General features: G+C 28.4%; 15 protein-coding genes. 1 reads left to right on the top strand and 14 read right to left on the bottom strand.

Translation table 11 applies throughout. The annotated features are described in order from the left end of the window. Positions 1-10: 10 nt before the first annotated feature. The 10 genes from LW893_RS04900 to LW893_RS04855 form a co-directional block, all read right to left on the bottom strand. Positions 11-1,954 (bottom strand): V-type ATP synthase subunit I, encoded by a 1,944-nt coding sequence (locus tag LW893_RS04900; RefSeq protein WP_233056131.1) that lies wholly within the window; start codon positions 1,952-1,954, stop codon positions 11-13. Then, positions 1,941-2,267, bottom strand: coding sequence for a hypothetical protein (locus LW893_RS04895; RefSeq protein ID WP_233056130.1), 327 nt, complete (start codon positions 2,265-2,267; stop codon positions 1,941-1,943). Before LW893_RS04895 ends, LW893_RS04900 begins: the two co-directional genes overlap by 14 nt. Before the next feature lie 442 nt (positions 2,268-2,709). Beyond that, complete coding sequence (locus tag LW893_RS04890) at positions 2,710-3,033, bottom strand: nitrous oxide-stimulated promoter family protein (protein ID WP_233056129.1); 324 nt, start codon at positions 3,031-3,033, stop codon at positions 2,710-2,712. A 4-nt stretch (positions 3,034-3,037) separates the two neighbouring features. After that, positions 3,038-4,069, bottom strand: a complete 1,032-nt coding sequence (locus LW893_RS04885; RefSeq protein WP_233056128.1) for a S66 family peptidase — start codon at positions 4,067-4,069, stop codon at positions 3,038-3,040. A 60-nt stretch (positions 4,070-4,129) separates the two neighbouring features. Then, on the bottom strand, positions 4,130-4,600 hold the full coding sequence (locus LW893_RS04880) for a YfcE family phosphodiesterase (protein ID WP_233056127.1): 471 nt from the start codon (positions 4,598-4,600) through the stop codon (positions 4,130-4,132). Further along, positions 4,581-5,183: an RdgB/HAM1 family non-canonical purine NTP pyrophosphatase gene (rdgB, locus tag LW893_RS04875; protein ID WP_233056126.1), complete on the bottom strand. Its 603-nt coding sequence runs from the start codon at positions 5,181-5,183 to the stop codon at positions 4,581-4,583. The genes LW893_RS04880 and rdgB overlap by 20 nt, the downstream gene beginning before the upstream one ends. Then, positions 5,183-6,610, bottom strand: a complete 1,428-nt coding sequence (gene gatB, locus LW893_RS04870) for an Asp-tRNA(Asn)/Glu-tRNA(Gln) amidotransferase subunit GatB (protein ID WP_233056124.1) — start codon at positions 6,608-6,610, stop codon at positions 5,183-5,185. Before gatB ends, rdgB begins: the two co-directional genes overlap by 1 nt. Position 6,611: 1 nt before the next feature. After that, positions 6,612-8,018: an Asp-tRNA(Asn)/Glu-tRNA(Gln) amidotransferase subunit GatA gene (gene gatA / locus LW893_RS04865; RefSeq protein WP_233056123.1), complete on the bottom strand. Its 1,407-nt coding sequence runs from the start codon at positions 8,016-8,018 to the stop codon at positions 6,612-6,614. Further along, positions 8,018-8,302 carry an Asp-tRNA(Asn)/Glu-tRNA(Gln) amidotransferase subunit GatC gene (gatC, locus tag LW893_RS04860; protein ID WP_233056122.1) on the bottom strand — a complete coding sequence of 95 codons (285 nt, stop codon included), beginning with the start codon at positions 8,300-8,302 and terminating at the stop codon, positions 8,018-8,020. The genes gatA and gatC overlap by 1 nt, the downstream gene beginning before the upstream one ends. Positions 8,303-8,404: 102 nt before the next feature. After that, positions 8,405-8,947 carry a MarR family winged helix-turn-helix transcriptional regulator gene (locus LW893_RS04855; RefSeq protein WP_233056120.1) on the bottom strand — a complete coding sequence of 181 codons (543 nt, stop codon included), beginning with the start codon at positions 8,945-8,947 and terminating at the stop codon, positions 8,405-8,407. A gap of 107 nt (positions 8,948-9,054) precedes the next feature. On the opposite strand from LW893_RS04855, the gene LW893_RS04850 reads away from it, so the two are divergent. Beyond that, a complete protein-coding gene (locus tag LW893_RS04850; RefSeq protein WP_233056115.1) occupies positions 9,055-9,825 on the top strand; it encodes a biotin--[acetyl-CoA-carboxylase] ligase in 771 nt (256 codons plus the stop codon). A 22-nt stretch (positions 9,826-9,847) separates the two neighbouring features. Here the strand turns inward: LW893_RS04850 and fabZ are convergent, their stop codons facing one another. The 4 genes from fabZ to fabD are packed head-to-tail and all read right to left on the bottom strand — an operon-like array spanning position 9,848 to position 13,144. Then, complete coding sequence (fabZ, locus tag LW893_RS04845; RefSeq protein ID WP_233056114.1) at positions 9,848-10,279, bottom strand: 3-hydroxyacyl-ACP dehydratase FabZ; 432 nt, start codon at positions 10,277-10,279, stop codon at positions 9,848-9,850. A 1-nt stretch (position 10,280) separates the two neighbouring features. Beyond that, positions 10,281-11,513 carry a beta-ketoacyl-ACP synthase II gene (gene fabF, locus LW893_RS04840; RefSeq protein ID WP_233056112.1) on the bottom strand — a complete coding sequence of 411 codons (1,233 nt, stop codon included), beginning with the start codon at positions 11,511-11,513 and terminating at the stop codon, positions 10,281-10,283. 7 nt (positions 11,514-11,520) lie between these two features. Then, entirely contained in the window at positions 11,521-12,255 is a 735-nt protein-coding gene (gene fabG / locus LW893_RS04835; RefSeq protein WP_233056111.1) for a 3-oxoacyl-[acyl-carrier-protein] reductase, read from the bottom strand. Next, a complete protein-coding gene (gene fabD, locus LW893_RS04830; RefSeq protein ID WP_233056110.1) occupies positions 12,248-13,144 on the bottom strand; it encodes an ACP S-malonyltransferase in 897 nt (298 codons plus the stop codon). Before fabD ends, fabG begins: the two co-directional genes overlap by 8 nt. Between the last annotated feature and the right edge of the window lie 2 nt (positions 13,145-13,146).

Below are 13,146 nucleotides of genomic sequence, written 5' to 3'. Positions count from 1 at the left end.
TATTTTAGAATTATTTTACTTCTATATATTTATTTTCACTTCTAAATTTCTTAAATGCTTTTCCGCCACCTTCATAGAATTTACTGAAAAATTCTACATACATAAGTCTTGAAGTATGAACATAAGCTGATAAGAAACTTAAGAATATATTAAATAATTGAGCAAATACGAAAACTATTACTCCAAAAATAATACCTACAATTCCTCCGCCTACAAGCATTTTTACGATAATATTAATTGCTACAGCAATAAATCCACCTGCAAGTCCAAGAGCCATAAGTCTTAAATATGAAACAAAATCACCTATATATGAAGTTATTCCATACAGTGAATATAATCCACCGGCTATTCTTCCAGCAATGCTTTTTGAATCTCTAGCTCCGAATGCAATGATTCCTAACATACCAACTATCATTCCATAAAATGCTATTGTATTTACTATACTTGGAAGTGTTATTACCTTTCCAACAATAACTAAAATAACAGTTGTTAAAGTTAAGTACCAAAGGAATACATCGTAGAATGCATCCATAGGCATACCGTTTTTAATTAAAACATATGCTTTCATTCCTAATCCAAAAGCTAAATGTACTCCACCAAATGCTAAAGATAACATCAAAACAGTCATAAAGTCTTTTGATGAGTCCAATATTTGAGTTGGTAAAGTAATCAAATCACCGAAAGCTGAACCGTAAATTAATCCCCATATCATAGTTGAAAAACTAAGGGCAAAGAAAAATTTTAAAAATTTCTTTGTTGAATCATTAAACTTCAATGTCATTAATGCTAATCCTGAACCAACAAATAAAATCAATCCATAAGCAAAGTCTGCAACCATCATTCCAAAGAATATCCAATAAAATATTGATAATATAAATGTAGGATCGACTTCATTATATTTTGGAAGAGCATACATATTTGTAACTGATTCAAAAAGTGATGCTATTTTATTATTCTTTAAGATGATTGGAACATCCGGATCATCTTTTTTAGCATCTTCAATTTCTAGATAAACCTTAGATGCTGAAAGTTTTTCAAGCAGTTCCTTAAAATCATTCTCTTTGTCAGCAGGAATATATCCTTGGATAATATCTAGCTTATCCGTAGCTTTAAAATTTGAAACCACTGTATTTCTTAGAGATAAATTTTGATAGTACTCATAAATACTTTGCATCTTTTGAAGATTAACTGTAAATTTTTTAATTTCATCAGTCAACTTAGAATTTTCTTCTTCTAAGATTTTCTTTTCATCTTCTAGTCTTTGAATTTCTTCGGAAACTACACCTTTGATTTCAAGATTAACTTCAGAAAAACTATTTAATCTTAAATTTTCATAAACTGCTTCTTTTTCAAGCTGATTTGTAAAGATAATACAATATGAATTTCTACCAACAATATCTATTTCTTCAAAATATGTTGATTTTAAATCAACTATTGAAGTTCTAAATTTTTCAAGACTCTTTGTTGGCAAGTATCCCATAATGAATTTTAACTTCCTAAATGAATTCAAATCTTCAATAGGTTCTTTAATAGACTTCCAAGGTGATATCTCTTTGATGGAATTGTCTATGGCTGTAATCCTTTGATTGTTTGAATCAATCTTTTTACTAATCTCACTCAATTCATTAAAATCTGTAATATAATCATAAGAATTAGCCTCTTTTTCAAGTTCATTAAATGTATAAACTACGGGACCTTTCTTCAAAGCGGATAAACCTTTTTCCTTCTCAACGAATCTCCCTACATAATCAATCATCCATTTTATTCTTGTAGATTCTTCTACATAGTTATTACCTACTGTAGATACTTCTACATCTTTAAGATAATCAAATTGCTCAATAGGATCAGATTTCGAAAAGTTTACATAACCAAATCTTTGAAGTTCTTCTAGCAATCGCTTTCTCTCAGCTTCAAAAGCAAACAAAGTGAATTTCTTCATCTTAACTATTGCCATTTACACTCACAATCCTCTCTACTATTGAATTAACCACAGATTCTAACTTTTTGTCGTCAACAGATTTAATGAGATCCACGTCAATCCTAGCTTTTTCAATAACAGGTTTTGCTAGCATTTCTCCCTCATTAATTAAGCTAAACTTGATTTCTTCGGCTTTTTTATTAGCACCGCTAATAACTTTTTCAGAAATGCTTTCACACTCTTTTTCTGAATTCTTCTTCAAAGCAATCGCTTGTTGTTTCGCTTCGTCAATTAAGGATTTCGCTTTCATCTCTGCTTCTTTAACTCTGTTTATAGCATCAGTAGTCATTTCATCACCTCCTAATATTGAACGATATTTTAAATTTAAATTAAAAATAACATTTTCATGACTATTACAACAAAAAAATTTTTTATAATTAATACTAATTTAAAACGCCGTTTTGTATGTTACGATAAAACAAAGTTGTTTTTTTTCAAAAAATCAAAAATTCTTCCCCATTTTAATCGTAACACTATTATAAACCCTTTCTCGTTTTTTTTCAAGTATTTTTTATAAAAAATCTTTTTCACAAACAATATTTTTATTAGTTGGAAACATAAAATTTACGTTATTTTTCCTATGTTTAATATATTACAAAAATCAATTAATGTCAATGATAAATAAGAAAGAACACTGTTAATAAATATTCAAATTTCAATAAAAGCTCATCTTTTTGCGACAGCATTTCAGCTTATTTTTTCCATAAATTAACTTTATTTTAAAAATTTTTTTATTTTTGTTTTTTTATCCCACTTATAATATGATAAATAACCAATATTGGATGGTAAATCAACATTCTAGGTCCAGAAAATTTCATTATTTTTTTGATTTTTTCTTTCATTTGTGGACTATAGCATGGAGTTTTACAATTTGAACAAAAAGTTTTAGTTTCCATATATCTACAATGGTCAATCCTTTTCAAAGAATAATCTAAAACTTCTTTACATTCGTCACATAATTCCACATTTTTATGATTTTTCTTGCAATAAAGTCTTATCATTTCTGTTATTACTTTTTTCTCTCTATTTCTTTTCTTTTCAATATTTTTCTTCATAAATTTATTCTTTAAATTCTATAATTTGCCTTTCAACATCTACTTTTGCATTTACTCCAAAAGGAATTATACATCTTGGAGTGCTGTGTCCCACATTTATATTATATACAATGGATAAATCTTTGTTTTTTATTTCATCTAAAAGAATTTGTTTATACTCTTCATAATACTCTTCATTTTGTGGCTTTCCGATAATCAAACCTGAAACAACATCAAATATTCCATATTCTTCAAGTTTAAGAATCATCTTTCTAAATAGCTCAGGTTTAGGTTTTTCTTCGCTTGTTTCAAGAAGTAGAATCTTATCACTCCACTCATCTAAATTTGGAAATATTTCATATTTTTTACACAGATATACTGAATCTTCATATCTTGTATTATCAAAAATATCAAATATAGACTCTAGACATCCTCCCAATATTTTACCTTCAAATTTTGCACTTCCTCTTAATAATTCAAATCCTCTATTAGGATGTTCTGCCATAGAAATTCCAATACCATTTTTACTAAAGTCTTCTCTCTCATTATACCAAACATCACTAGGAAATATTTTTTTAATTTTTCCATAAGTAATTAATTCTTCAAAGAAATGCTTAGAATAAGATAACATTTCATTTGATAATTCACAAATATCAGGTAAAAATGCTTGACCATAAAATGTTTTTATTCCTACTTTATTAAGCATGAAATGATTAATTGTTGTATCAGAAAAACCTAAAAATATTTTCTGCTTTACTGCCATTTCTAATTCATTATTTTCAAACAGATAAGGCAATAATCTATAAGTATCATCTCCCCCTATTGCACATAATATCATATCAATTGAATCATCATTAAAAGCATCTATTAAATCTTTTGCTCTTGCTTTTGGGTTATTTTTTAAAAATTCAATACCCTTTGTTGAGTTAGGTAAAAATTCAACTTCTATTCCATATTTTTTAAGTCTTTCAATTCCAATTCTAACTTCATGAGAGACAAAATCTTCGCCCAATATCCCACTAGATAAACTTACAACGCCTATTTTTCTTACTTTCATATATACCGCCTTAGAAAAAAATCAGCTAATAACCGACCAAAAGGTCGGTTATTACGCCGATTATTTTAAATTTATTCTATTTACACTTTTTTCGATTAAGTTTATGATATAGTAACCTTTTGTATCTCCCTTTCTTGGAAGAGTTGTACTACCTGGATTCAACACAGTTATTCCATCAACTCTTTCTCTTATGTGCACATGAGTATGCCCAAAAAGAGCATAGTCAGCTCCGACTTCTTTAGCTTTTTCAACAATTTTATCAATACCATTATCAACATCATAATTATGACCATGAGTTAAAAAGAATTTCTTTCTTCTAATTTCTAAAACTAATTCTTCTGGTACATCTTTTGAATTCTCATCACAGTTTCCAGCAACTGCATAAATTTCCATTCCAGTTATTTGTTCAATTTTTTTCGCATCTGAAGCATAATCTCCAAGATGTAGAACTATATCAACCTTATTTCTTTGTAAGCTATATGCTACTGGAAGTACAATTCCATGAGTATCACTAACAACTGCTATTATCATATTTATCACCTAAAATATTTTTTAAATCTTCTAATGCTCTTTTTCTATGACTAAATTTATTTTTTTCTTCAGGCTCAATTTCTGCCAAAGTTTTATCCATATTTTCAGGAACGAAAATCTTATCATATCCAAAGCCATTTTCTCCACGTTCTTCTAATGAAATAGTACCCTTTAAAATACCCTTTGCAACATATTCTTCTCCGTTTTCATCAACAAAAACCATTACTGTTTTAAAATATGCGCTTCTATCTGTTTTACCTTCAAGATTTTTTAAAAGTTTTTTTCTATTGGCATCACTATCTCCATGATCTCCAGCATATCTTGCAGATAGAACTCCTGGCTCTCCATTTAAAGCATTTACAAAAAGTCCAGTATCATCAGCTAAAACAGCATATGAACAGTATTCTCTTAATTTTTCTGCTTTAAGTTTTGAATTTCCTTCAAGTGTATCATAAATTTCTTCGAATTCTTCAGTAACACCTAATTCACTTTTAGTTACTATTTCAAAATCGTATTTATTTAAAATATCAAATATTTCTTTAATTTTATTCTTATTATCTGTAGATAATGCTACCTTTTTCATTAAACTAACCTTTCTAAAATTAATTCATTGAATTTTTGAGGGTTTCCCTTACCTTTAGAAGCCTTCATACATTGTCCCATTAAGAATCCTAAAGCTCTATCTTTTCCATTCTTATAGTCTTCTATTGAAGATGGATTATTCTTTAAAACTTCTTCAACTATCTCAATTAATGCGCTGTCATCAGAAATTTGGATTAATCCTCTTTCTTCAACAACTTTTAGTGGATCAAAATCTCCTTCTTCAAATAATTCTCTAAGAAGTTTTTTACCAACATTAGCATTAATTTTATTTTCTTTTACTAATTTTAATAGACTTGCAAAAGATTCGATATTTAATGGAATTTCTTCAAATTCAATTTCTAAATCTTTAACTCTTCTTAACACATCAGAAAGTAACCAGTTTGATACTAGAGTTGCATCATCAACCTTTTGAACAACTTTTTCAAAATATTCAGATAAATATTTATTTTGAGTTAATACATTTGCATCATATTCTGAAAGTTTGTATTCACTTAAAAATCTATTTTTCTTACTCTTTGGAAGTTCTGGCATTCTTTCTTTAATTTTTTCAACAAAATCTTTTTCAAGTTTGATATATGGAATATCAGGCTCAACACTAAATCTATAATCATTTCCTTCTTCTTTATGACGCATAATTATAGTTTCTAGCTTTGATTCATCCCAACGTCTTGTTTCCTTTTCGCCAACTATTTTATTATTAACATTTTCTATATGTCTTTTTTGTTCATATTCCATAGCACGAAGTGCAGCCTTAAATGAGTTTAAGTTTTTAATTTCAGTAATTTTAGTTTTAAAACCACTTTCTTCATCAACAACATTTAAGTTTACATCACAACGAAGAGATCCTTCTTCCATTTTAACATCTGAAATTCCAAGATACTTAATTGTTTCTTTTAAATTTGTTAAAAACGCAATAGCTTCTTCAGGACTATTCATATCAGGTTCTGATACAATTTCAATTAGTGGAACTCCAGCTCTATTATAGTCCATAAGAGTATGACCACTTTCATTATGAATTGATTTTCCTGTATCTTCTTCAATATGAATTCTTTGTAATCTAAGTTTTTTAACTCCGTTTTCAGTATCAATTTCTATATATCCATTTTTACAAATAGGAGTTCTCTCTTGAGTAATTTGATAACCCTTAACCAAGTCTGGATAAAAATATTTTTTTCTATCCATTTTCATATCCATAGAAATTTCACAATTAAAGGCATTACCAGCCATAATTGCATATTCAATAGCTCTTTTATTTATTCTTGGAAGAGTTCCGGGATGACCTAAACATGTAGGACATACATTAGTATTTGGAGGACAACCATATTCATTTTTACAACCACAGAACATTTTTGTATCAGTTTGTAATTCAACGTGAATTTCAAGTCCTATTATTGTCTTTAAACTCATATTAAAGCCCCCTTTCAAAATTCATTGCAAGATTTAATAATTTTTCATCATCAAATCTCTTAGCTATAAATTGAACGCTTCCGCCAATTTTCTTAAGATTTAAAGGAACAGAAATAGCAGGAAGACCTGCAAAGTTAACTGGAACATTAAAAGTATCTCCAGCATAAGATTTTAAAGCATTATCCTTTTCAGCACCTATCTTACCAGGAAGACAAGTAGTTGTTGGAGTTAAAATAAAATCATATTCTGTAAGAACTTTATTTACTTCTTTACTAATCAAATCTCTAACTTTCAAACCTTTTTTATAAAGTACTTGGTTATTAGAACTTGCTAAATAGAAAGTTCCCATTGCAATTCTTCTTTGAACTTCTTCTCCAAAACCTTCACTTCTTGTATTTGTAAATAATTCTCTTGTTGAGTCATAATTTTCAGTTCTATATCCATATCTGATACCGTCAAATCTAGACATATTACTTGAAACTTCAGCACTCATAACAACATTATATACATTTGTTGAATGTTTAATATATTTAAAATCTACTTCTTCAATTATTGCACCTTGACTCTTTAAATTTTCGATAGCTTTTTTATAATCACTTAGAACAACATCATCAATTTCATATTCTTCAATATTAGAAACAGTCGCAATTTTTAGCCCTTTGATTGAAAAGTTATTATCTTCTTTAAAATCAACAGTATCTCTCATAGTAACTGCATCCATCTTATCAACTCCACCAATTGTATTTATAACAGGTAAAATTGATTTAACATCATTTGATAAAATACCAACTTGGTCTAAACTGCTTGCCATTGAAACAACACCATATCTTGAAATCATTCCATATGTTGGTTTGTAACCTACACAAGCACAGAAAGACGCAGGATTTCTTACAGAGCCACCTGTATCAGAACCTAAACTAATCATCGCAAGGTCAGCACTTACACTACTTGCAGAACCTGAAGAAGATCCTCCTGGTATTAAACTATCATCTAGAGGATTTTTTGTTGCTCCAAAATAAGAAGTTTCACCTGAACCTCCCATTGCAAACTCATCCATATTCACTTTTCCTAAGATTACAGCATCTTCTTCTAAAAGTCTATCAATAATTGTAGCATTAAAAATCGGAGAATAATTTTCTAGAATTTTTGAGCCACATGTATTTTTATATCCCTTAACTAAAATATTGTCCTTAATGGAAACAGAAATTCCAAAAAGAGATCCTAATTTTTCTTTATTCTTTAATTTATTATTTAAAAATTCAACTCTTTCCATAACTTTTTCTTTTGAAAAATCAAGGAAAATATTTAATTCTATTTTATCTTCAATTCTCTTTATAACATCATTATAAAAGGAAACTAGATCCACTTTACCACTGATAAAATCTTCTCTTATACTTAAAATATCCATTATTTCACAACCCTTTGTAATCTAAAATATCCATACTCTTTGTCACTTGCATTTAAAAGCGCATCTTCTCTTGAAATACTTTCTTCAACAACATCTTCTCTCAATGGGCTGTTGTGTTCAACAACTATTTCTAGTTCTTCACATTCTGAAGTATCAAGTTCCATAATTTCATTAGCAAAAACAAGAACATCATCAAACTTTTTAGCAATAACATCAAGTTCGTTTTCTTCTACATTCAAGTTTGCAAGATAATAAATTTTCTTTACTTCTTCCTTACTAACCATAAAAATCTCCTATCTGAAATATTAATTCTTAAGTATTATTTTAACACATTTTTACCAAAAAAACAAAAAAGGCTGATTTTTAAAAACAGCCACATTCCTTATTTAAACAGTATATTTCAACTTTCTTTTCATATTTAATTTTTTAAACTTTTTAATTTGAGTATCCTTAACTTTTGGTTCCTCAATTTTTTGACTCATCTTTCTATATTCAGTCTTAAAATATGTCAAAATAGATTCAAAGCTTTTATTTAAAACTTCGTTATCTGACAAATTTAAATCCTCTAAAGCTCTATCAATTAAATTCTCATGGAATTCATCGTGAATCTTTAAAATATCTCTTGCCTTATCAGTTATTTCAACTCTAACAACTCTTCTATCTTCTTTATCCACATATTTTGTTAAATATCCTTTTTTAATAAGTCTACTTGCATTTACTGAAAGAGTTCCCTTTGTAACTAACATTGCATCTGCAATATTTCCAATTGTATTATTTTCAATCTTTGAAACATTTTCAAGTAGATGAACTTCATACATTGTTAAAGGTACTCCCTTTTCTTTCATATATTTTTCTTGTATATATAATATGAAATTAAATAAATCGACTAATAATTCATTTAATGTCTGTCTGGTTTTGCACTCCGCCATTTTCATCCTCCTAAATTCTATTAAAAGTATATAATAGTATTTTCTTTTAGTCAATATACAAAATCAATATAGTTGTTTTTTTCATTAAATTTATATATAATTACAATATGAAAACTATACAAAACAACTTAAATATACAAGAGATTAAACAAAATCTAAAGTATGAACATGATATTGAAATTTTTGACAGTATTGATTCAACAAATAAATATCTAAAATCAAAAATAAATGAAAAAAAATATGGTACTATTGTTATCAGTAATGAGCAGACAAATGGTTATGGAAAAAAGAGTAGACAATTTATGTCTAATAAAGATATTGGAATATATATGTCTATTTTAATCAATCCAAATTGCTTAATAGAGGAGAGTTTAAAAATCACAATTTTAACCAGTGTCGCTATTCTTTCAGCAATAAAATCTGTTTGTAATTTAGATGTAAAATTAAAATGGGTCAATGATATAATTCTAAATGATTTAAAGATCGGTGGCATTCTATGTGAAAGCCAAATTAACCTTAATACTAACATCATTGACAATATGGTTATAGGAATTGGAATAAATGTAAAAAAATTTGATTTTCCTTCAAGTTTAAAAAATATTGCAACATCAATAGAAAATAATATAAATAATGATATTTCAAGAAACAAACTGATTTCTGAAATAATTAATTTCTTTGATTCATATTTTTTAGAAAAGGAAGATTATCTTAAAATCTACAAAGAAAATTCTTATGTACTTGGAAAAGAAATATCAGTAATTCAAAATGATAAACAATTCAATGCAAAAGCTATTGATATTGATGATAACGGCTCTTTAATAGTCCAAGCTCAAGATAAACTAATCAAATTAATTAGTTCAGATATAAGTATAAGATAACTCTTATACTTATATCTTTTTTTTAATTTCCTACAGAACAGATTATTTCCCCACTACAAACAACCTTATTTTCTACCATTGCGCAAACATCAGCAATATAGATATTTGCTTTACTATTAACTAGTTTTACCTTCAAAGTAAGTACATCTCCTGGTAGAACCATTTGTTTAAATCTCATTTTATTAATTCCAGCAAAATAACCAATTTTACCTTTATTTTCCTCTTTACTAAGAAGTAAAACACATCCAGTTTGAGCCAAAGCCTCAACAATTAAAACTCCTGGCATAACATGTTTATTAGGAAAATGTCCCATAAACTGCATTTCATTAGCACTTACACATTTTGTTCCAACTATCTCAGTTCTTTCTTCATTAATAAAATCAATTCTATCTACAAGTAAAAACGGATATCTATGTGGTATTATTTCTTGAATTTCATTTGAATTATAAACCATATTAGTCCTCCCATTTTTTCAATATTATACTTGCATTATGTCCACCGAAACCTAAGGAATTACTCATAGCATATTTAATATTCTTTTCTAATCCCTTATTTTTAACGATATTCAAATCACATTCTTCATCAATTTCCTTTGAATTTAATGTTGCAGGAATATATGAATTTTTTAATGCTAATGTTGTAATTAAAGCTTCAACAGCTCCACTTGCTCCAAGCAAATGTCCTGTAGCAGATTTTGTAGAACTAACTAATACATCTTTATAGTTTTCGCCAAAGGCATATTTTATTGCCAATGTTTCTGACTTGTCATTTAAAGGAGTACTTGTTCCATGGGCATTGATATATCCTATATCTTTTGCTTCAATTCCAGCATCACTAATAGCATTTAACATTGCTTTTCCAGCGCCACTACCATCACTTAAAGGAGCAGTAATATGATTAGCATCACATGAATTTCCATAACCTACAACTTCAGCATAAATTTTAGCATTACGTTTTAAAGCATGTTCCAATTCTTCAAGCACTAAAACTGCACTTCCCTCTCCCATTACAAATCCATTTCTTTCTTTGTCAAAAGGAATACTAGCTCTATTTTTATCTGTACTTTCACTTAAAGCTCTCATACTAGCAAATCCCGCTACAGCAAGTGGTGTTATTGATGCTTCACTTCCCCCAGCAAAAACAATATCCATATATCCATCTCTAATTTTCAAAAAGCCTTCTCCAATTGCATTTGTTCCAGCAGCACAAGCAGTAACAACACTACTACAATATCCTCTTGCATCCAAGTCAATCGCTACAGTTCCTGCTGCAATATTAATTAATGCCATAGGAATAAAATATGGAGATACTCTACTTGGACCCTTTTCATTCAATACATTTTCACAATTTGAAATAGTTTCAATTCCACCTATTCCACTTGCTAGGATAACTCCAGTTCTATCTCTATCAAAATCTTGAAGATTAGAATCTTCAAAAGCTTGTTTTGATGCTATTCTTGCAAACTTTACAAAACGATCATTAAATTTCAAATCACGTTTATTGTAATATTTTTCAAAATCTAAATCCTTAATTTCAGCAGCAAGTTTTACCTTATGTTCGCTTGTATCAAAAAAAGTAATTTCATCAATTCCACATTTTCCATTTTCTATAGAATTCCAAAGTTCTTCTTTATCATTTCCAATTGGTGAAACAACACCCAATCCACTTATAACAACTCTTCTTTTCATATCACACCTACATTATCATTCCACCGTCAACATTTATTACTTGACCTGTTATATATTTTGATTCATCACTAACTAAAAAATTAACTAAATTTGCAACGTCCTCTGGACTTCCCATCTTATTCATAGGGATTGATTTTAAAACACTTTCTTTAACAGTTTCAGAAAGTTGATCTGTCATTTCAGTTTCTATAAAACCAGGAGCAACTGCATTACATCTAATATTTAAGGAAACTAATTCTCTAGCAACAGATTTAGTTAACCCTAAGATTCCTGCCTTACTTGCGGCATAATTAACCTGTCCAATATTTCCAGAAAGTCCAACTACACTTGAAATATTAACAATTACACCAGTTTTTTGTTTCATCATAATTCTTGAAACATTTTTAATACAATTAAAGCATCCTTTTAGGTTAACATCTATTACCTTGTCAAAATCTTCTTCACTCATTCTTAAAATTAATGTATCTCTTGTAATACCAGAGTTATTTACTAAAACATCTACTCTGCCCATTTCTTTTACAACTTCTTTAAACATGAGTTCAACTTCTTCAAAATTTGAAATATTACATTTATATAAAAGAACTTTAACATTATATTCTTCACATATTTTTTTTACTTCAAGAGCTTTTTCGTAGTCAGAATTATAGTTTATTACTACATCATATCCTGATTTGGCAAGTTTAATAGAAATAGCTTTACCTATTCCACCACTTCCTCCTGTAACTAATGCAACCTTATTCATTTAATAATTCAACCACCTTTCCAATGGACTCAAGATTTTCAACTGAATAAATATTCACATCTGGATTAATTTGTTTTACCAGACCACTTAAAACTTTTCCAGGTCCTATTTCTATAAAAGTATCTACACCATTTTCAATCATAAACTCAACGCTTTGCATGAATTTTACACTTGACTTAATTTGATTTTTCAAAAGGATTTTTACATCCTCATCACTTGTCTTTCCAACAGTATTAAATACTATTTTTTTATTTGGCTCTTTAAAATCAACCTCTTTTAATACAGTGAATAATTCCTCACTTGCATTATTTAAATAACTTGAATGAAAAGCTCCACTTACATTTAGTTTTTTAGACTTATATCCTAAATCTTTTAACTTTAAAATAGCTTCATCTATTCCTTCCATACTTCCTGTAATTACAATCTGTTTTGGACTATTATAGTTTGCTATTTCTACATTTTTTATATCTTTAATTACATCTTCAATTACTTTTGCTTCACAACTAAAAATCGCAGCCATACCAGTATTTTTAGGAACAGCATTAGACATTATTTCACTACGCTTTCTAACAAGCTCTAAAACATCTTTTACAGATAGTGCATCACTATATGCTAAAGCTGTATATTCCCCTAAACTCAATCCTGCCGCATACTCACAATCAATGCCATGGCTTTTTAAAACTTTAGCTATTCCTAAAGATACTGCGACTAAACATGGTTGGGCATTTAAAGTATTATTTAAGTCTTCAGCAGGACCTTCAAAACAAATTTTTTGTAAATTTGAAGGTAAATATTCAAATACTTCTTTAAATGCCGAACTGTCTGCCAATTCTTGTCCCATTCCTACATATTGTGCGCCTTGACCGGCAAATAAAAATGCTATCTTCATAT

The organism is Parvimonas micra (assembly GCF_021300775.1).
Classification (GTDB): domain Bacteria; phylum Bacillota; class Clostridia; order Tissierellales; family Peptoniphilaceae; genus Parvimonas.
Note: the sequence above shows the minus strand (reverse complement) of the source record. Positions and strands in the feature narration are given on the sequence as shown.

Excerpts from the sequence above, each read along its gene's own strand:
- LW893_RS04900 (WP_233056131.1), bottom strand. The coding sequence starts at position 1,954 with ATGGCAATAGTTAAGATGAAGAAATTCACTTTGTTTGCTTTTGAAGCT.
- LW893_RS04895 (WP_233056130.1), bottom strand. The coding sequence starts at position 2,267 with ATGACTACTGATGCTATAAACAGAGTTAAAGAAGCAGAGATGAAAGCG.
- LW893_RS04890 (WP_233056129.1), bottom strand. The coding sequence starts at position 3,033 with ATGAAGAAAAATATTGAAAAGAAAAGAAATAGAGAGAAAAAAGTAATA.
- LW893_RS04885 (WP_233056128.1), bottom strand. The coding sequence starts at position 4,069 with ATGAAAGTAAGAAAAATAGGCGTTGTAAGTTTATCTAGTGGGATATTG.
- LW893_RS04880 (WP_233056127.1), bottom strand. The coding sequence starts at position 4,600 with ATGATAATAGCAGTTGTTAGTGATACTCATGGAATTGTACTTCCAGTA.
- rdgB (WP_233056126.1), bottom strand. The coding sequence starts at position 5,183 with ATGAAAAAGGTAGCATTATCTACAGATAATAAGAATAAAATTAAAGAA.
- gatB (WP_233056124.1), bottom strand. The coding sequence starts at position 6,610 with ATGAGTTTAAAGACAATAATAGGACTTGAAATTCACGTTGAATTACAA.
- gatA (WP_233056123.1), bottom strand. The coding sequence starts at position 8,018 with ATGGATATTTTAAGTATAAGAGAAGATTTTATCAGTGGTAAAGTGGAT.
- gatC (WP_233056122.1), bottom strand. The coding sequence starts at position 8,302 with ATGGTTAGTAAGGAAGAAGTAAAGAAAATTTATTATCTTGCAAACTTG.
- LW893_RS04855 (WP_233056120.1), bottom strand. The coding sequence starts at position 8,947 with ATGGCGGAGTGCAAAACCAGACAGACATTAAATGAATTATTAGTCGAT.
- LW893_RS04850 (WP_233056115.1), top strand. The coding sequence starts at position 9,055 with ATGAAAACTATACAAAACAACTTAAATATACAAGAGATTAAACAAAAT.
- fabZ (WP_233056114.1), bottom strand. The coding sequence starts at position 10,279 with ATGGTTTATAATTCAAATGAAATTCAAGAAATAATACCACATAGATAT.
- fabF (WP_233056112.1), bottom strand. The coding sequence starts at position 11,513 with ATGAAAAGAAGAGTTGTTATAAGTGGATTGGGTGTTGTTTCACCAATT.
- fabG (WP_233056111.1), bottom strand. The coding sequence starts at position 12,255 with ATGAATAAGGTTGCATTAGTTACAGGAGGAAGTGGTGGAATAGGTAAA.
- fabD (WP_233056110.1), bottom strand. The coding sequence starts at position 13,144 with ATGAAGATAGCATTTTTATTTGCCGGTCAAGGCGCACAATATGTAGGA.